General features: G+C 58.6%; 17 protein-coding genes and 1 tRNA gene. 9 read left to right on the forward strand and 9 right to left on the reverse strand.

All coding sequences use genetic code 11. From position 1 onward, the window contains the following. Window position 1: 1 nt before the first annotated feature. From KORM41_RS11905 to KORM41_RS11920, 4 genes are all read right to left on the reverse strand, one after another. Complete coding sequence (locus tag KORM41_RS11905) at window positions 2–898, reverse strand: putative metalloprotease CJM1_0395 family protein (protein WP_231727249.1); 897 nt, start codon at window positions 896–898, stop codon at window positions 2–4. A gap of 68 nt (window positions 899–966) precedes the next feature. After that, window positions 967–1,548: a periplasmic heavy metal sensor gene (locus tag KORM41_RS11910; protein ID WP_068148084.1), complete on the reverse strand. Its 582-nt coding sequence runs from the start codon at window positions 1,546–1,548 to the stop codon at window positions 967–969. 3 nt (window positions 1,549–1,551) lie between these two features. Further along, on the reverse strand, window positions 1,552–2,031 hold the full coding sequence (locus KORM41_RS11915; protein ID WP_068148089.1) for a hypothetical protein: 480 nt from the start codon (window positions 2,029–2,031) through the stop codon (window positions 1,552–1,554). A gap of 10 nt (window positions 2,032–2,041) precedes the next feature. Next, window positions 2,042–2,617, reverse strand: a complete 576-nt coding sequence (locus tag KORM41_RS11920) for a sigma-70 family RNA polymerase sigma factor (protein WP_068148091.1) — start codon at window positions 2,615–2,617, stop codon at window positions 2,042–2,044. A 196-nt stretch (window positions 2,618–2,813) separates the two neighbouring features. On the opposite strand from KORM41_RS11920, the gene KORM41_RS11925 reads away from it, so the two are divergent. The 3 genes from KORM41_RS11925 (at window position 2,814) to KORM41_RS11935 (ending at window position 6,176) form a co-directional block, all read left to right on the forward strand. Further along, on the forward strand, window positions 2,814–4,124 hold the full coding sequence (locus tag KORM41_RS11925; RefSeq protein ID WP_068148093.1) for a UDP-glucose dehydrogenase family protein: 1,311 nt from the start codon (window positions 2,814–2,816) through the stop codon (window positions 4,122–4,124). 97 nt (window positions 4,125–4,221) lie between these two features. Continuing rightward, window positions 4,222–5,562 (forward strand): MATE family efflux transporter, encoded by a 1,341-nt coding sequence (locus KORM41_RS11930; protein ID WP_068148095.1) that lies wholly within the window; start codon window positions 4,222–4,224, stop codon window positions 5,560–5,562. Continuing rightward, window positions 5,559–6,176: a LysE family translocator gene (locus KORM41_RS11935; protein ID WP_068148097.1), complete on the forward strand. Its 618-nt coding sequence runs from the start codon at window positions 5,559–5,561 to the stop codon at window positions 6,174–6,176. Before KORM41_RS11930 ends, KORM41_RS11935 begins: the two co-directional genes overlap by 4 nt. Window positions 6,177–6,243: 67 nt before the next feature. Here KORM41_RS11935 and arsC read toward each other — a convergent pair whose 3' ends face one another. Then, window positions 6,244–6,591 carry an arsenate reductase (glutaredoxin) gene (gene arsC, locus KORM41_RS11940; RefSeq protein WP_068148100.1) on the reverse strand — a complete coding sequence of 116 codons (348 nt, stop codon included), beginning with the start codon at window positions 6,589–6,591 and terminating at the stop codon, window positions 6,244–6,246. Between the two features lie 15 nt (window positions 6,592–6,606). On the opposite strand from arsC, the gene KORM41_RS11945 reads away from it, so the two are divergent. Continuing rightward, on the forward strand, window positions 6,607–7,047 hold the full coding sequence (locus KORM41_RS11945) for a hypothetical protein (RefSeq protein WP_231727250.1): 441 nt from the start codon (window positions 6,607–6,609) through the stop codon (window positions 7,045–7,047). A gap of 20 nt (window positions 7,048–7,067) precedes the next feature. Here KORM41_RS11945 and KORM41_RS11950 read toward each other — a convergent pair. After that, window positions 7,068–7,141, reverse strand: a tRNA-Gly gene (locus KORM41_RS11950). Between the two features lie 176 nt (window positions 7,142–7,317). Between KORM41_RS11950 and metZ the strand changes: the two genes are divergently transcribed. Genes metZ through KORM41_RS11970 form a run of 4 tightly spaced genes read left to right on the forward strand, consistent with a single transcriptional unit; the run spans window position 7,318 to window position 11,331 of the window. Next, window positions 7,318–8,526 carry an O-succinylhomoserine sulfhydrylase gene (gene metZ, locus KORM41_RS11955; RefSeq protein WP_068148105.1) on the forward strand — a complete coding sequence of 403 codons (1,209 nt, stop codon included), beginning with the start codon at window positions 7,318–7,320 and terminating at the stop codon, window positions 8,524–8,526. A 19-nt stretch (window positions 8,527–8,545) separates the two neighbouring features. Then, complete coding sequence (gene apaG / locus KORM41_RS11960; RefSeq protein ID WP_068148108.1) at window positions 8,546–8,974, forward strand: Co2+/Mg2+ efflux protein ApaG; 429 nt, start codon at window positions 8,546–8,548, stop codon at window positions 8,972–8,974. 50 nt (window positions 8,975–9,024) lie between these two features. Further along, window positions 9,025–10,470 (forward strand): TrkH family potassium uptake protein, encoded by a 1,446-nt coding sequence (locus KORM41_RS11965; RefSeq protein WP_068148111.1) that lies wholly within the window; start codon window positions 9,025–9,027, stop codon window positions 10,468–10,470. 60 nt (window positions 10,471–10,530) lie between these two features. Further along, window positions 10,531–11,331, forward strand: a complete 801-nt coding sequence (locus KORM41_RS11970) for a PIN domain-containing protein (protein WP_156431967.1) — start codon at window positions 10,531–10,533, stop codon at window positions 11,329–11,331. 91 nt (window positions 11,332–11,422) lie between these two features. Here KORM41_RS11970 and KORM41_RS11975 read toward each other — a convergent pair whose 3' ends face one another. From KORM41_RS11975 to KORM41_RS11985, 3 genes are all read right to left on the reverse strand, one after another. After that, entirely contained in the window at window positions 11,423–11,836 is a 414-nt protein-coding gene (locus KORM41_RS11975; RefSeq protein WP_068148119.1) for a tellurite resistance TerB family protein, read from the reverse strand. Between the two features lie 75 nt (window positions 11,837–11,911). Beyond that, window positions 11,912–12,856, reverse strand: a complete 945-nt coding sequence (locus KORM41_RS11980) for a DUF6492 family protein (protein ID WP_068148122.1) — start codon at window positions 12,854–12,856, stop codon at window positions 11,912–11,914. 69 nt (window positions 12,857–12,925) lie between these two features. Further along, window positions 12,926–15,700 carry an ATP-dependent DNA helicase gene (locus KORM41_RS11985; RefSeq protein WP_082719894.1) on the reverse strand — a complete coding sequence of 925 codons (2,775 nt, stop codon included), beginning with the start codon at window positions 15,698–15,700 and terminating at the stop codon, window positions 12,926–12,928. Between the two features lie 138 nt (window positions 15,701–15,838). Between KORM41_RS11985 and KORM41_RS11990 the strand changes: the two genes are divergently transcribed. Further along, complete coding sequence (locus KORM41_RS11990) at window positions 15,839–17,422, forward strand: lysine--tRNA ligase (protein WP_068148124.1); 1,584 nt, start codon at window positions 15,839–15,841, stop codon at window positions 17,420–17,422. Window positions 17,423–17,516: the final 94 nt, after the last annotated feature.

A 17,516-nucleotide genomic window follows, 5' to 3' on the forward strand; every position in this document is an offset into this window, starting at 1 on the left:
ATCAGGCGATCAAGTCAATGCTGATTGCGGTTGGTTGCTGAACCTCTGGCCGCGGCGCATTGACGCCAAATGCTGGGCCTTCGGGCGCCAACCCAGCCTCAGTTTCATTCTGTTCGGCTAAACCAAAAGCGTCAGCTGGGGCCTCGCCCGGCCCATCACTGCCTTCAAGCTGTTCCTGCTGTTCTGCAGCGCGTTGTTCCTGCAGTTCCGCCTGCGCAGCTCTCAGCGACTGCTCGGCCGCGGACGCCACGGCCCTGTCCTGACCAGACGGACGGGCCGGAGCAAGTGCTGCCTGGCGAACGACTTCCATCTTGGCAACAGTGGCTTCCGGGTCATCCGGCACAGTGCTCGTGTCGATACTCACATGGCCGCCAACCGCATACTGAACCCCGTCGGGGCCCCTGACATATTCAAAATTGGGAGAACTGGTGTAGCCGCTGCCCGCGGTGGCGTGTGCTGCTTCATGTGCCCGCACTTCCCTGTCGCGGGCTCTAAGCTCGCGCACATATGCCTTGTCTTCTTCTGAGAGCTCACCAGAGAGCTTGATATCCTGAGACCTTGATTGCTGTTCTTCCAGCTTGGGCGGAGCCACAGGCCTGTTGTTAGCCCCTTGAGCAACAGTCGCGGCAGCTTGCTGGCCTTCCAGCACCTGAAGCGCAACGGCGGAATTGTTGCCTTGGGGTTTTTGGCCCGGCCCTGCAGGGCCTTGCTGAACCCCTGAAGCTGCCTGCCTGGGTTGGGGTTCTGGTGAGGCTTCGGGGGGCGCACGATAAATGGCCGGGCGCGAAAGCTCTTCCGCCCGGGTGGCAATCTTTGGTTTCAAGTCCTCCGGCACATTGGGTCGCCGCATATTCGGCGGCGGTGGACCAACCGAAGGCAACGTGCTAGCGCTTGTCATGCGTGCATTTTAGCATGAAACCCGCACCAGCGCTAATTTTCGTGAATTCTTTACGAAAATGTGACCGGCTAGGCGCCAGGTGGTGGTGGCGGCCTGTCATCGGGTTCGAAGTCTTCATCACCCCGCGGCGGGGGTGGTGGGCGCCTGCCGTCCGGGGAACCACCCATGCCGGGGCGGTGCAGCGGGCGACCTTCCGGGCCAGGCCCACGGCGCTCAAACAGGTCCTCTGCAAGAGCCTTGCGGGTCTCCTGGTCCAGCTTGGCAACAACATTCAGGATGATGTCACGCAGCGGGGCCTTTAGTTCTTCCGCCTTGGCCTGATGGCTCTCAAGCGCGGCTTCAAGGGCAGGCAAATCAACGCTTTCCGCACCCAGAAGGTCCTTGATGCGCTGTTCACTCTGCCGCATATCGCGGAAGTGGGTTCGCAGGCTACGGCGATGATCCTGAAGGATTTCCCTGAGCGCGCCCTGTTCCGATTCCGGCAGATACGCCGCGAGACGCCTGAGGTTGAACTCTACACGCTCACGCGGAGCACCTCTTGGGCCGTCTTCGGCGCGGAACTGGCGCCCAAGGATCACGCCGCCAATGAACAGGTTAACCGCAAGTGAAGCGGCCAGAAGAACCAATATCCATTTCATTTTGCCGGTCATATCTTATTGATCCCCAACGTAAAAATCTGCACTGCTTGAGAAAAGCGTGCTGCTTAGATCAAGCGAGCTTTCTTCATCATAGGGCTGTTGCAGCCCGACAAAAACCCCAACAACCAGAACAAGGGCATAGGCGACACCCTGGGACAAAACCCCAATAGGTGAAAACAGGTTGCGAAAATCTCGGTAAAGGCCTGTGAGCGTGGACAGGAACCCGGCATCACCCCACTCAATCACTTGGGTATGCTGCGCCGGTACGTCCAGCAGGCGATCAAGAAAGGCGTCGGCGCCAGCGTCTGCATCCATCGGCGCAGCCATATCGGCCAACTGGGCATCCAGCGACAACTCGGCAGCCGCGAAAGCCGCGCCTTCCTCTGTTGTCAGGAACTGCCGGGCGCGCTCGGCAAGATCAGCGGGCCATTCGGCCATGTTTGCCCCGTACGCGGCCCTTGCCAACTCAAACTCTTCAATTGTGATGGGCTTCATCTTTGCCCTCCTATCCTAAAACCGCAAGTAAACCGCTCTTGCTGCCTTCTAGCTCGTCCCTGAGCTTCGCCCGTGCCCGCACCAGCAGGCTTTCATAGGCCTTCAACTTCAAATCCATCACCTCTGCGGCCTCTATGTTCGACAGGCCGTCAAAATAGCTCAGCGTAACCGCCACCCTCTGGCGCTCCGGTAAGTTTGAGACCGCGTTCCTCAGCACATGGTTAGCGCTGTCGGTGACCATGATGTCCTCGGCATTGTCAGCCTCATCCTGCTGGTCAAAACCCTCCGGCAACGGGTCAGGGGTGCGCTTGCGCTTTTCGTCCAGGCACCTGTTCACCACAATTCGGTGAAACCAGGTGGTGAACTTGGCCTTCTTCGCATCAAACCTGTCCGCGTGGGTCCATAGTTTGACAAAAGCTTCCTGCACTAGATCTTCCGCCAGCGCCAGGTCGCCCAGCATACGGTAGGCAAGGGCCCTGTACCGGAGACCATGGCGGTGCACCAGCACGGCATAAGCCCCCCTGTCGGCCGCGGCAACATGGGTCACCAGCGTTTCGTCATCCAGTTCTTCACTCTTTTGCCGCAAGCTCTTACTCTTCAGGCAGATCACATTCTCTGATCCAGATACGGATGTGAGGCACGCCACCCTTCGCAAAATTTCGAGGTGACGGATCAACCCTATCACATTAGCGTAATATGGCCACGCTATGGCATGCGCCATTGACGAAGCCGCCGCTAGCTGCAATGAACATCAGCTAAGGCATTGATCCAGGGAACGCATCATGAAAATTGCAGTCATTGGCACCGGCTATGTTGGGCTTGTTTCAGGCACTTGTTTTTCCGAATTCGGTCATACGGTCACCTGTGTGGACAAGGACCCGAAAAAGATAGACGCGCTGAATCAGAATATCATGCCAATTTATGAGCCTGGGCTCGACAGTATGGTTGCCAAGAACCGGGCGGCCGGGCGGCTGCATTTTACCACCGACCTGGGTACCGCCATGAAAGAGGCTGAGGCCGTGTTCATCGCTGTTGGCACCCCAAGTCGCCGCGGCGACGGCCAGGCCGACCTGCAGTATGTCTTTGCCGCAGTCGAAGAAGCGGCTGACCACATCAAGGACTATACGGTGGTGGTCACCAAATCGACAGTTCCGGTAGGCACCGGTGCCCGGATCAAGGACATCCTGTCCGCCAAACTGAACGCCTCCCTGTTTGACGTGGCATCAAACCCGGAGTTCCTGCGTGAAGGCGCCGCGATTGAAGATTTCATGCGCCCAAACCGGGTTGTGTGCGGCGCCGACACCGAGCGCGCGCAGGCGGTCCTGAGGGAGCTCTATCGCCCGCTGTTCCTCAACGAAACACCGGTATTGTTCACCAGCCGCGAGACGGCAGAGGTGATCAAATATGCCGCCAATGCTTTCCTGGCCACCAAAATCAGCTTCATCAACGAGATGGCCGACCTGTGCGAAAAAGTAGGCGCGGACGTGCAGGAAGTCGCCAAGGGTATTGGTCTCGACACCCGCATCGGCGGTAAGTTCCTGCACGCGGGTCCGGGCTATGGCGGCAGCTGTTTCCCCAAGGATACCAGAGCCTTGGTGAGCACGGCGGACCAACACAAGGTTCCCATGCGGATCGTGCGGTCCGTGGTTGAGGTGAACGAAGAGCGCAAGCGGGCAATGGCCGACAAGATCATCCGCGCCTGCGGCGGATCAGTTGACGGCAAAAAGATCGCCATCCTCGGCCTGACATTCAAACCCAACACCGACGACATGCGCGAAAGCCCCTCGCTCGACATCATCCCGGCGCTGCAGGCAGCAGGCGCGAGCGTGGCCGCCCATGACCCGAAAGGCATGGAAGAAGCGCGCGAACTGCTTGAAAACATGGAGTTTTGTGACGACCCCTATGACGCCATGACAGATGCCGACGCGCTGGTGATCCTGACAGAATGGAACCAGTACCGCGCGCTTGACCTGGGCCGCGTCAAAGACCTTCTAAAGGCACCCCTGCTGGTTGACCTCAGGAACATCTATGGCCGCGCCAACCTGGCGGACGAAGGCTTCAAATATGTGGGCGTGGGGCGGTGCCCGGAATAGGGGCCGACAGGAAGGGCACACATCCGTTCCCATTGTGCCCTTATGGCACAAAAGGGCACACCCATAGGGCCCAAAATGTGCCCAAAAAGGCTGTCCTATGACAGCGGCTGCGATCAAACACCCGCACAGGCGCATCTGGGAGATCGCCGGACCGGCTATCATCGCCAATTCGTCGGCGCCACTCGTTGGGCTTGTCGACACATGGATCATCGGCCACCTGCCGGCGGCAAAATATCTGGCGGCTGTCAGTGTGGGTGCCCTTCTTTTCAGCTATGTTTACTGGGCGTGCGGTTTCCTGCGCATGAGCACCACGGGGCTGGTGGCGCAGGCGCACGGGCGCGACGACCAGGACCAGGTGGCGCGGGTTCTTCTGCGTGCAACCATGCTGGCAACCATGCTGGGTCTTGTGTTCCTTACGCTGTCCACGCCGTTCCGGATTGCGGCGCTCGCGTTTCTTGACCCTCCCACTGATGTGCTGCCGCTTTTCGACACCTATTTCGACATCCGCCTTTGGGCGATCCCCGCCGCCCTTCTGGGGCTCGGTATCAATGGCTTCCTCATCGGTACAGCGCGGGCGAAGCTGTCGCTCTATCTGCAGCTGACGCTCAATATCGCCAACGCCGCCCTCAGCCTACTGTTCGTGCTGGGGTTCGACATGGGCGTCGCGGGCGTGGCGCTTGGCTCCCTGATCGCGGAATGGCTGGCAGTGGCACTCGGGTTCCTGTTCATCAGCCGCACGCTGGGGCTGCGCAAACTGGCCATGGCCGTGCGAGAGAGCGAAACCTATAACCCGGCCAAGATGAAAAAGCTGATGAGCGTGAACGGCTTCATCTTTGTGCGCACGCTCCTCCTCATCTTTGCCTTTGCCATCTTGACGCGCGAAGCCGCGGCGCTGGGCGAAGTGGCACTGGCGGCGCACCATGTGCTGAATACCTTCATGATGCTGATCGCCCTGGGGCTGGATGGGTTCGCCTACGCCTCCGAAGCACTCGCAGGCGCGGCATATGGCAAAGGTGTGCGGTTTGAATTCCGAGCCTGGGTCAAATACGGCATGGCCTGGTCGGGCGCTATGGCGCTTCTTTATGCCGCCGGTTTCTATTTTGGCGGCGCACCGCTCATTCACGCGCTGACGGACGTGGAAAGCGTGCGCACTGCCGCCACCGCTGTGATCCCGGTGATCACCCTGCTACCGGTGATCGGCGCCTGGTGTTACCAGTATGACGGCATCTATATCGGCGCCACCGCGGGCCGCGCCATGTTCGGCACCATTGCGGTATCCGTAGCCGTTTTCGTACCATCAATCGGGCCGCTCGCGGACCGGTTTGGCTTGGTGGGGCTCTGGATCGCGATGATGGTCTTCCTTGGCATGCGCGGGCTTACGCAGGCCATATGGTATCCGCGGCTTGAGCGCAGGCTGGATGGGGACACAAGGGAATGAACACAGCCCTTTTTTTAGGCTTTCTGGCTGCCACGCTCCTTATCGCCGTCTCGCCGGGGCCGTCTGTTGCGCTTGCCTCAAGCCAGGCGGTTCGTCATGGGCCGAAAGCCGCCTTCATTGCCACGCTGGGCGATGCGCTCGGTACAGTCGTCCATATTCTGGTGGCGGTTCTCAGCCTTGAGGTGCTGGTACGGCTGGCATCGAGCATCCTGCCGTGGCTGCAGATCCTGGGCGGGCTTTATATCCTGTGGCTGGCTGCGCGAAGCCTGAGGGACGCCAAGGCCAACACTCCGGAGAAACCGAAAGCACCAGCCTACCGGTCAGCCTTCCTGAGCGGCTTTCTGGCGTGTGTGAGCAACCCCAAGGCCATCGTATTTTTCATGGCCCTGTTCCCCGGCTTTATCGACACAACGCTTAGCGTAGCCGTGCAGTCGGTGATTTACGGCACCACGTTCGTCCTAATCGATGGGGCTTTCATTTTTGGCTACGCGCTGATCGCACACAGTGCGGCAAAATCTCGACTTGGCGCGCGCCTCAACATGGATACCCTGAGCGGCTTCGGCCTCATTGCCGTGGCGCTTTTGTTGGTGGGTCGGGGCATCCTAACGCTTTAACGAAGAGGTTTCGTTTTCCGGTGGTCACTCGCCGGCTTCGCAAACGGCGAATGACGCTATTGACGTGTCAGAGGATTTCAGTGACACCTTCCGGTGGGCGGCCAATTTTGGCTTTTTCGCCGTTAAACACGATCGGGCGTTCGATCAATTTCGGCGTCGCAGCCATGGCTTTGATGAGCGCATCACCTTCCATGTCGGCGCAGCCGCCAGCTTTATACTCGTCCTCGCCCTTGCGCATCAGCGCGCGCGGGTCATCCATGCCGAGCTTCGCGAGCGCGTCTTTGATCTCTGCTTCCGATGGCGCGTCCTCAAGATACAGCCGCACGGTGGGTGCGAAGCCTTTTTCCTCCAGAATCGCCAGCGTTTGGCGGGATTTGCTGCAGCGCGGATTGTGCCAGATGGTGAGATCCATGATTGCTCCCCTTTATCTTTGAAGTTGCTTTCCGAAGGGTTTAACGATGATATGAAAGTGGGGCAAGAAATTTGGGGGATTAACATGGGCTATGCAAAACTGGCTTTTGTTTCTCTTGTTATGGGACTCTCGGCGTGCGCGGGGCATTCCAATTTCAAATGGGACGCCGAAAACAGACAAATCAAGTGCGGTCCCAATGTCGTGACGCCTACAGCCCTGTATTTGGAGCGCAAAGAAGATATCGTCAGTTATATGGCTGCCGAGGGAACATATGATCCCACATTCAAGTACCATAGACCTTCAGCCGTAGGGTATAAGCGGGAAAACGATCAACAACTTCTTCGCTATGATTTTGATATCCCAAAAGATGATGCACCACTTGGTTTTGATGGTGGTTCAGCTGTTATCATCGATGCGTGTACCAAGGAACCGGTGTCAACAGCCCTGATTGGTTGGTAATACAAAGTAAATTCTTTGTTTGGAGCGGGTGAAGGGAATCGAACCCTCGTCTTAAGCTTGGGAAGCTTCTGCTCTACCATTGAGCTACACCCGCGCGTACCATGGCTGGTGAAAACACCATTAACGACAGCTTCTCTGAAAAGCAAGAAATGATAGACTGCCGTCACATGCTTTGTCTTGACGCGTCCAAAATGGCAGCGCATCAAAGGCTCGCATGCTTTTATGCAGCTATATTCAATCCCTGAAGTAAGCACTCTCTGGAGACGACAGATGAAAAAAGGCACCGGCACAGACCGCAGCAAAACCAGCAAATGGGCACGCCAGACCCAGATGGTACGCGCGGGATCGATGCGGTCTGACTTCGGGGAAATGTCCGAGGCCATGTTCATGACATCGGCCTTCACTTATGAAACAGCCGAAGTGGCCGAAGCCCGCTTCGATGGCCGCGCCGAAGGCTTTACCTACAGCCGCCAGACCAACCCAACCGTTGCCATGTTCGAAGAGCGCATGGCGCTTCTTGAAGGCGCAGACGTGGGGCGGGCCACCGGCACCGGCATGGCGGCGATGACCGCATCCCTGATGGCCAGCCTGAAGGCAGGCGACCATGTGTTGGCCGCGCGGGCCTTGTTTGGTTCCTGCCGCTGGCTTCTTGACACCTATCTGCCCAGGTTCGGCATCGAGACCACGGTAGTGGACGGCACGGACCTTGAAGCATGGAAAGCGAACATCAAACCAAACACGAAAATCCTGTTCACCGAAACGCCAGCCAACCCGACGCTTGAGATTGTGGATATCCGCGCGCTGGCGGACCTGGCGCACGAAAACGGCGCGCTTCTGGTGGTGGATAACGTGTTCGCAACGCCTGTGTTGCAGCGCCCGATGGAACTTGGCGCCGACATCGTGGCCTATTCAACCACCAAGCATATCGACGGGCAGGGGCGTTGCCTGGGCGGTATCGTGCTCTGCAGCAAGGAATTCGACGAGGAGCATCTCTATGCCTATTACCGGCACACGGGCTGCGCCATGTCGCCCTTCAACGCGTGGGTAAACCTGAAGGGTCTGGAAACGCTTTCCCTTCGGGTGCACGGCATGTGCGACAATGCCGAGAAGCTGGCCAAAGCGATTGCCGAACGTGTGGTGGATACCCGCCATCCAGACCTGCCGAATTTCAAGCAGCAAAACCTGGCCCGCGCCCAGATGGAGCGCGGCGGCACCATGGTGGTGTTCGAGCTGCCGGGCGGGCGCGAGCAGGCCTTCACCTTCATGAACAGCCTTGAAATCGCCGATATCTCCAACAACCTTGGGGACAGCCGGTCGATCGCCACGCACCCATGGTCCACGACCCACAAGGCGCTGGCTGAGGAAGACCGGCTTGAGCTTGGCATCACGCCCGGGCTGATCCGTTTCTCGGTTGGCCTTGAGAACGGGGACGATCTGGTTCAGGATGTGATGCAGGCGCTCGACAAAGCGGGCGTGTGAGGGTCTAACAGGAGACATTATGGACAGCGATGACGATCTGATTGATGGCGTACTGACGTTTGAAGCGGAAACGGAAGGTGTGCATGTCGCTGTCCAGAGCTATTTCCTGAATGAACAGTCAGAGCCTGAAGAGGGCCAGTATGTCTGGGCCTACAGGATCAAGATCACCAACAAGAGCGATACCCCGGTCAAGCTTCTGAGCAGACACTGGATCATCACCGACGGCGTTGGCGGCATCCATGAAGTGCGCGGCGAGGGTGTTGTGGGCGAACAACCGCTCATCAGCCCCGGCGACAGTTTCATCTATACAAGCGGCACGCCGCTTTCCACGCCGTCCGGCTTCATGGGCGGTTCTTACGAGATGCGCCGCACCGACGGCCATACCTTTGATGTTGAAATTCCTGCCTTTTCGCTGGATAGTCCCCATACGTCGCTTGATATCAATTAGACATTGATATCGTTTAAGCCACAGTTGGATCAGCGGGAAACCCGGCATACATGGACCTGAGACCTGTTCTTTACACGCTTGGCGCGCTTGTTGTGTTACTGGCCGCAGGCATGATCCTGCCGACCCTGACAGATCTGGTGATGGGCAACCCCGACTGGCAAACCTTCCTGATCGCCCTGTTCCTTACAGCCGTCGTTGGCGGCATGCTAATGCTCTCCACCCGTGACAGCAGCGATACGCTGAACCTCAGGCAGGCTTTCCTTGTGACCACGCTGGCCTGGGCGGTGCTGCCGGGCTTCGCAGCGCTGCCGCTTGCCTTCTCGGAACTGGACCTCAGCTTCACCGACGCCTATTTCGAGGCCATGAGCGGGCTGACGACCACCGGGTCCACCGTCATCAGTGGGCTGGATCATGCACCGCCCGGCATTCTTCTGTGGCGGGCGCTATTGCAGTGGTTCGGCGGAATCGGGATTGTTGTGATGGCTGTCGCCGTGCTGCCGATGCTGCAGGTGGGCGGCATGCAGGTTTTCAGGACCGAAAGCTTCGAAACGGTTGAGAAGATCCTGCCGCGCGCAGCCCAGATTTCAGTTGCCATCAGCGGCATCTATGTGGCTTTCACGGCCCTTTGTATGATGCTTTACATGCTGGCAGGCATGGGCGCGTTTGACGCGCTGGCCCATTCCATGACCACCATCGCCACCGGCGGCTTTTCCACCTATGATGCCTCAATCGGCAAGTTCGACAGCTACGGCGTCGACATGATTGCCCTGGCCTTCATGATCATCGGGTCGATCCCCTTTTTGCTGTTTCTACAGCTCCTCAGGGGCAGGCCGCTCGCGCTCTGGCGGGATGAACAGACCCGGGGGTTCCTGTGGCTTGTTGCCTTTCTGTGCGCCTTTGTCACCGTGTGGTTGGTGATCTGGAAGGATTTCACCGTGGCTGAGGCCTTCCGGTATGGCAGCCTCAATATCATCTCTGTCCTCACGGGCACGGGTTATGCCTCGACGGACTATGGCCAGTGGGGCGCCTTCTCCAGCACGCTTTTCTTCTTTGTCATGTTTATTGGCGGCTGCGCCGGGTCCACCAGCTGCGGTATCAAGATTTTCCGCTTTCAGGTGCTGCTCAAGTCCATGCGAAGCTGGATCAGGCACACACTGCAGCCAAACGGCGTGTTCGTGGCGCGCTATAACGGCCGCCCGATCCCGGACGATGTGCGCGGCTCTGTTATGAGCTTCCTGATGTTCTTCATGGCCATCTTCCTGATCCTGTCGATCCTGGTCGCCAGTACAGGGACAGATATTGTCACCGCCATGTCGGCTGTGGGAACCGCGATGGCGAATGTCGGGCCCGGTATCGGCGATGTGGTTGGCCCCGCTGGCAATTTCTCCAGCCTCACGGACACAGCCAAATGGCTCCTTTCAATCGGTATGCTTATCGGGCGGCTGGAGCTGTTCTCCGTGCTCGTGCTGTTTTCCCCTGTTTTCTGGCGCGCCTGACCATTGGGCATCCGGGCGCATTATACGATTGTTCATAACTGCTCGCTTAAAATGGCGCATATGAGAGTTCTGGTTTTTACGCTTTGTCTCCTTTTCCTTGGCCCGCCGTCAGCGCACGCAGACGTTAACGCAGGCTGGGAGGCCTATCGAGCCGGGGATTACCAGAAAGCCCGAGACCTTTTTGAAGCGGCCGGTGGCGCTGAAGGCTATGCCGCTGCCTGCCGAACCGGACTGGTGCTGGGCGGCTTTTTTGAAAACGGCGAAACCCAGGTGCATACGCTGCACCGCGCGCTTGATGACTGCAATGCGGCGATTGAGCTGGATGGCGACCAACTGGACGCCCGGATCAGCTATGCCGTCGGCCTTGGGTTTGAAGGCAAGCGTTTGAAGAAGGTGAAATACGCAAAAGCATCACGCCGGAAGCTGGAAGACCTTATAGTTGTCTCAGGCGACTACGGCATCCTTCACGCCGCCCTCGGCGGCTGGCATACCACCGTGTATGAAGCCGGTTTCTTTGCCCGGCTGGCGCTCGGGGCCAAGCGCGGCATCGCGCGCCAGCAATTCGAGAAGGCCGTAACGCTTGCACCCAATGACATCGGCGTGCGGTTCGAATTCATCAAATATCTGGCCTATGGCAAGAAGGATGAGCACAAAGAAGCGCTTGAGGAAATCAAACAGGTTTCCGCCCTGCCTGCCCATGACGCCTTTGACCGGTTTCTGGTTGCTCAGGCCAGGACCATTGGCGCCATGATTGTAGCAGGGAGTGAGGACGGCCTCGAAGCCGCGCTGGAAGCCGCCACCCCGTTCGCGAGTATCCGCGATCACAAGAACCTGCCAGCCTATCCGCTAGAAACAGACTAAACCCACATCGGCCCTTTGAAACAGGCCTCGCGCAGGCAAACAAAAAAGGGCGCCAAACGGCACCCTTCCATCTCTACCCTTGGCCAGAAGCTCAGGAGAAGGTTTTCTGCCGCGCGGCCACACCGCGCTCGATCGCCGCAGCCGTCAGCCGGTCGATATCGAAATAGTGACGCATCATCTCAAGAAGGCGCAGCTCTTCCTGGCTCAGCGAGCCGTCAGATGCCGCCACTTCGCATGCCAGACCATAAATCAGGTCCATGTGGCTAGCGGGCACGGCTTCCTCGATCAGGCCAAGTACGGCATCAAGGCCTTCTTCGCTCTGGAGTAGCTCGATACAGGTGTTGGTGTCCGTGCGCAGGCGCTCGATATTATAATTCCGGAAAGCCGGCAGATAGCCAATGATCCCGGTCATCCGGTTCAGTTCGCTATCGGTCATTTCATCATCCGACGCGGACACGGTGACCATGGCGTAAACTAGCGCGGTTTCTGGACTGATTGTCGACATACATAAACTCCTCTCGTCGTGGCTAGAGAGTAGCCGACGGCACAGTCCGGACACAAGAAAAAGGTCTTGAAATCCTCAAAGTGGCAGGAAACGGCGCCACTTGGGGAAGGGCTTGGTGAATGTGGTGAAATAAGCTGCTTCTTTAGGGTCGGTCACCAAACCAAAGCGCGCCCACAGGTCCTTTATCATTTCTATCTGTCCAGCATCGGCCTGCAACAAGACCTCCCGATGAACCCCCATGCAATAAACAGCCGGATTTTCAAACCGTTTGAACAGCTCAATGCTTTCTTCCAGTTTGCCCGCCAATCCAACAAACAGGGTGGCCGTAGGCGACATCCGGTTTTGATAAAGCTGTGAGACATCCCCGAGCCGCGCTAGGATATAGGCGTAATAGAGGTAGAATTCTGTGAAAGCCCGACTTTCCATGAAATAGTCCGGGAAGGGCATGTGTTCGCGCGCTTCAATTTCTGCCATCAACGCCTGCGCCAAATCGCGCTTCATCAAGAAGGGCGTTGAGGTGGGCAGTCCTGTGGTCAGGTCGGGCTCCCCTTCATAGCCGAAATAGGCGCAGGCGCGACGGAAATGGTCCGCAAAACCAGGGTGAATTCGGTACATGTGCGACCTGAGCCTGCCATCCTCAGTGATCAGTGCGTCACTTGTCAGGGGTCGGATCAAATGGTTCTTTGCATCCAGAATCACAAAGTTTTCGGTTTCTACCAGGTTCGCGGCCAAAAGCTTGACCGCTTGCTGGGACCGCCAACCTGTTTTGCTTGTGCCCCCAGGCCACAGTTCGCGGTAATCCCACAGCCTGACCTTCGGGGCAAGCGCACCATATTCCGGCAGCACATCGCGCCGGAAAAGCCGTCCAACTGACTTGAAACAGGCATCATTCACAATGACATGAATTTTTCCGACATTCGATGGGTCGGCAAAACGGGCGAGCGAGCGAGCCTGCAGCTGCAAAAGCCTGAGATCGGCGGAAAAGACAACTGTCACGAAATCAAATCGTGTTTCGTTCATTGAACGCCCCCAAACATAATGTTTCAGGGCTTACCCTGTGTATGGGAAAAACTCAACTTCAACATTTTCTTATTCGCCGGTTTCCGGGAAGAATTCACAGATGGATTTGACAGCGTCTGCAAGGCCCACGCGCTCAATCTCCACGCCTTCCGGCAAGGCTTCAAGAAGGCGGGTTGGGGTCTGGCCGTCCAGCATGACGAACACGCCGCGGTCACCCGCGCGCCGCACCAGCCGCCCGTATGCCTGCGCCAGCTTGAGGCGCGTCAGCATTTCGTCATAACCGCGCCCGCCGAAGGCCGCGCGGCGCGCGCGGTGCAGCAGCGTGGGCCGGGGCCAAGGCACCCGATCAAACACAATCAGGCGCAAACTTTCACCCGGCACGTCCACCCCATCCCTGACTGCGTCCGTACCCAGGAGACAACTGTCCAGCTCGTCGCGGAAAATATCCACAAGGGTTGCTGTATCCACCGGGTCCACATGCTGGGCATATAAGGGGATGTCCATGCTTTCAAGCGGCCCGACAATCTGCTCATAGGTTGACCGGAGGCGGCTGATGGCCGTGAAAAGCCCGAGCGCCCCACCCTTTGACGCCATGAAGAGCGACCGGTAGGCTGACGCCACCTGCACTGGGTCATGCTTGTTAACGTCACCCACAATCAGCACTTTGGTTTGGGCCGCATAATCGAACGGCGACGGCACCCCGAGCCGCTTGGGCGCGATGGTCAGATGCTGCGCGCCCGTGCGCATATCGGCCGTGCGCCAGGCATCATCGCTTTGGGCCTTGTCGCGCAGCGTAGCAGACGTGATCACCACACCGTGGGCGTTTTCCAGCACCACATCGGCGAAGGGTTTGGTGGGGTCAATGAAATGGCGGCACAAGCCCATATCGCGCTCACGCCCGAATGCGCGGTCCAGCATCAGCCACTCAACAAATTGTTCAGGCACCGGTGCGCCGAAGCCTTCAGCCATCTGGGCCCACATCATCACCGTGTCTGCCCGAAGCTTCAGCGACCGCGCGCTGGCTTCAAGCCGTCCGCGCGACGTGCTATCGAGCACTTCAGCGTCTTCATCCAGGCGCCTTACGAGCAACACCGCAAGCGCCCCCATGGGTTTGGCGAGCTGCATCAAGGCTTCGCCCAGCGCGTGGGCGGCGTCCACAAGCCCTTCAATCGGCTCAGATGTAGTGGCTTCAAGGCCGTACGGGCCTTCATTGGCGTCCGACCGCGCCAACACTTGCGCCCGCGCAAGCATCAGGAAGGTCTCAAAACGGGTCATGGCGGCCGCGCCGGTCACGCGCCCCAGCCAATTGTCTGACGGCAAAAGGCTTGCGGCGTCCAGCACCTCTTCCAGAAGTTTCCTGGCGTCCATATCGTCGCTGATCAGTTCCTCAAGCCGGGATTTGAGACCCCGCGCCCTTGTCGTGCCACCCGACTCTTTGCCTCTCAGCCAGCGTCTGAGCTCCGCCCCTTCCATCCCGGTCAGGTGGGCGGAAAAGGCACTGTCGGCCGCTTCAAACACATGATGGCCTTCATCAAACACCAAGCGGCGCGGTAGGTCCGGGTCATCCCCGCGGGTGGCGGCCTGGGTGACCACCAGCGCATGGTTGGCCACCACAAGGTCTGCGTGCTTGGCCTTGCGCGCCGTCTTTTCGACAAAACATTTGCGGAAATGGGCGCAGGCGGAATAGAGGCATTCGCCGCGCCGGTCCGTCAGCCCCGCGATGCGCCCGGCGCCGAAGTGCGCCCCAAGCCAGCTGGGGAAATCGCCGCCGATCATGTCGCCGTCGCGGCTATAGCGCGCCCAGCGGACCACAAGCCCCATCAGGATCTTGTCCCTGTCCATGCCTTTGGATTCATTAACCCCCGCCCGCATCATCACGGCGCGCAGCGTTTCCTCAATGTTCAGAAGGCAGGCATAGTTTTCGCGGCCCTTGCGGATCACGGCTCGTTTGGCTTTCACCTTGGGGTCCGGGTAAAGCTTTGACAGTTCCTGATCCAACTGGCGCTGCAGGTTCTTGGTGTAGGTGGAGAGCCACACGGCCCCGTCGTTTTTCTGCGCCCACATGCTGGCGGGCGCAATATAGCCCAGCGTCTTGCCTGTGCCTGTGCCGGCCTCCAGAAGCTGCAGGTTCGGGCCGTCCTTGAATTCGCGCGGGCGAAAAGCGTGGGTCGCTGCGGCGGCATAGCGCTGCTGGCCTTCCCGCGTTTCAGAGCCTTCACCAAGGAGGTCTGCAAGGCGTGACTGGCTTTCATCCGCCTCCACTGGCTCGTCCCCCGGCGGGGGCGGCGGGGCACCATCTTCCCATTCCGTGAGTGCCGTCCAAACAAGGAGGCCATCTTCACGGCTGTGGTCAGGGTAGGTCTCTATCGCCTTCAGGGCGTAAGGCCCCCATGTCCAGCCTGCGCGCGCCATCATCATGGCCACCTTCGCGCCCCCGGCCCGGTAGGCATAGGTCTGGGCTTCCATGTCGACAAGCAACCGCTCGGCAATCGCCTTGACGGCCAGGCATTTATCCTCGTCCGAGTCGATATCGAGGCTGAGATGCAGGGCTTCCATCAGTCCCTGAATGGTGGGCAGGCAGTAACGCGCAGGCCTGACAAATGCGTATAGCTCCAATGCGTCAAACGCGCGGATCGGCGGCAGCCCAAGCCTGCGGGCCGCCATCACCCGGTTGACCATCAGGTGAGGTTCACGGGAAATTCGCTCTGCCGCATCCTCAAGCGAGAGGCGCTCAAACTCGCCATGACCTGAGAGAAACTGCGCACTTCGGGCCCCCACCACTGCCACAGGCAGCCTAGAGAGGTCCGCGCCTTTCATCTCCGCACTAACAACAAGGTCTTCCATGGCCCCGGAGCATAGCGAGGCAATGATCCAAAAAACAGTGAATAAGTTGCGTGATGGGAAATAAGCTATATCTTGACGGAACGCCGCAGAGAGCCTAGCTTCCGCGGCTGATTTCAACTACCAGAGAAGGTAACGATTATGACCGGTAACATTGACCTCGCCCTCGCGTCCAAAGCCTGGCCTTTCCAGGAAGCCGAGAAGCTGGTCAAACGGTACAAATCGGGCAAACCCGAGAAGGGCTATGTGCTCTTTGAAACGGGATACGGCCCATCCGGCCTGCCGCACATCGGTACCTTCGGTGAAGTTGCGCGTACGACCATGGTGATGCGCGCCTTCCAGGAAATTTCCGATATCCCGACGAAGCTGATCTGCTTTTCGGACGATATGGACGGCCTGCGCAAAGTGCCGACCAACGTGCCGAACCAGGAGCTTCTTCAGGGCGCGCTTGGCAAACCATTGACGCAGGTGCCTGACCCTTTCGGCACGCACCCAAGCTTTGGCGCGCACAATAACGCCCGCCTGCAGGCCTTCCTTGACCAGTTCGGCTTCAAGTATGACTTCTATTCGGCGACCGAATGCTACAAGTCTGGCCAATTTGATGAGACGCTTCTCAAGATCTGTCGCATGTACGACAAGGTCATCAATGTGGTGCTGCCAACCCTTGGTGAAGAGCGCCGCCAAACCTATAGCCCGTTCCTGCCGCTCTGCCCGGATACCGGTGTGGTACTGCAGGTGCCTGTGCGCGTTGAAGACCCGGAAGCAGGCATCATTTCGTTCGAGAATGAAGCCGGCAAACGATTTGAGACCGAAGTCACCGGCGGCAAGGTGAAATGCCAGTGGAAAGTGGACTGGGCCATGCGCTGGGACGCGCTGGATGTCGACTATGAAATGGCGGGCGCAGACCTGATCGAAAGCGTGAAGCTTTCATCCATCATTCGCCGCATCCTGGGTGGCCAACCGCCAGAGGGCTTTAACTATGAGCTGTTCCTGGATCAGGAAGGCAAGAAAATCTCCAAATCCAAGGGCAACGGCCTGACGATTGAAGACTGGCTGGCCTACGCAAGCCCGGAGAGCCTGTCCCTCTATATGTTCCAGGCGCCGAAGAAGGCCAAGCGGCTGTATTTTGACGTGATCCCGAAGGCGGTCGACGAATATTATACCTTTGTAAGCAAGTTCCACGAGCAGGACGAAGGCGCGCGCTACAAGAGCCCGGCATGGCACATCCATGGCGGCAACGTGCCTGAGTATGACCTGCCGGTTAGCTTCGCGCTTCTGCTGAACCTTGTGTCGGCTGCAAACGCGCACAATAAAGACACGCTTTGGGGCTTCGTCAGCCGCTACGCAGAAGGCACCAACGCCGAGAACCACCCGGAACTTGACCGCCTGATGGCCTATGCGATCCGCTACTATGACGACTTCGTCAAACCAACAAAGACCTACCGTCTGGCGGAGCCGCAGGAAAAAGCAGCCTTTGAAAGCCTGAAGCTGCGCCTTGAAGCGCTGGACCCGAACGAGCATGACGCCGAGCTGATCATGACCGAGGTTTACTCAGCGGGCAAAGACGCCCAGTTCGAGAACCTGCGCGACTGGTTTGGGGCATGTTACGAAGTGCTGCTGGGTCAAAGCCAGGGCCCGCGCATGGGCGGCTTCATCGCGCTTTACGGCATCAAAGAAACCCTGGCGCTTGTTGATAAAGCCATCGCTGGCGAGCTGATCGGCTAAAATACTGTCGCCCCGGCGCAGGCCGGGGCCTGTTCACCCAACCGGGTTCCAATTGACAGAGATACCGGCTTACGCCGGTATGACGGCTCAGACA

Source organism: Kordiimonas lipolytica, from assembly GCF_001550065.1.

Coding starts and splice junctions, on each gene's coding strand:
- KORM41_RS11905 (WP_231727249.1), bottom strand. CDS start 898: ATGACAAGCGCTAGCACGTTGCCTTCGGTTGGTCCACCGCCGCCGAAT.
- KORM41_RS11910 (WP_068148084.1), bottom strand. CDS start 1,548: ATGACCGGCAAAATGAAATGGATATTGGTTCTTCTGGCCGCTTCACTT.
- KORM41_RS11915 (WP_068148089.1), bottom strand. CDS start 2,031: ATGAAGCCCATCACAATTGAAGAGTTTGAGTTGGCAAGGGCCGCGTAC.
- KORM41_RS11925 (WP_068148093.1), top strand. CDS start 2,814: ATGAAAATTGCAGTCATTGGCACCGGCTATGTTGGGCTTGTTTCAGGC.
- KORM41_RS11930 (WP_068148095.1), top strand. CDS start 4,222: ATGACAGCGGCTGCGATCAAACACCCGCACAGGCGCATCTGGGAGATC.
- KORM41_RS11935 (WP_068148097.1), top strand. CDS start 5,559: ATGAACACAGCCCTTTTTTTAGGCTTTCTGGCTGCCACGCTCCTTATC.
- metZ (WP_068148105.1), top strand. CDS start 7,318: ATGAAAAAAGGCACCGGCACAGACCGCAGCAAAACCAGCAAATGGGCA.
- apaG (WP_068148108.1), top strand. CDS start 8,546: ATGGACAGCGATGACGATCTGATTGATGGCGTACTGACGTTTGAAGCG.
- KORM41_RS11965 (WP_068148111.1), top strand. CDS start 9,025: ATGGACCTGAGACCTGTTCTTTACACGCTTGGCGCGCTTGTTGTGTTA.
- KORM41_RS11970 (WP_156431967.1), top strand. CDS start 10,531: ATGAGAGTTCTGGTTTTTACGCTTTGTCTCCTTTTCCTTGGCCCGCCG.
- KORM41_RS11975 (WP_068148119.1), bottom strand. CDS start 11,836: ATGTCGACAATCAGTCCAGAAACCGCGCTAGTTTACGCCATGGTCACC.
- KORM41_RS11980 (WP_068148122.1), bottom strand. CDS start 12,856: ATGAACGAAACACGATTTGATTTCGTGACAGTTGTCTTTTCCGCCGAT.
- KORM41_RS11985 (WP_082719894.1), bottom strand. CDS start 15,700: ATGGAAGACCTTGTTGTTAGTGCGGAGATGAAAGGCGCGGACCTCTCT.
- KORM41_RS11990 (WP_068148124.1), top strand. CDS start 15,839: ATGACCGGTAACATTGACCTCGCCCTCGCGTCCAAAGCCTGGCCTTTC.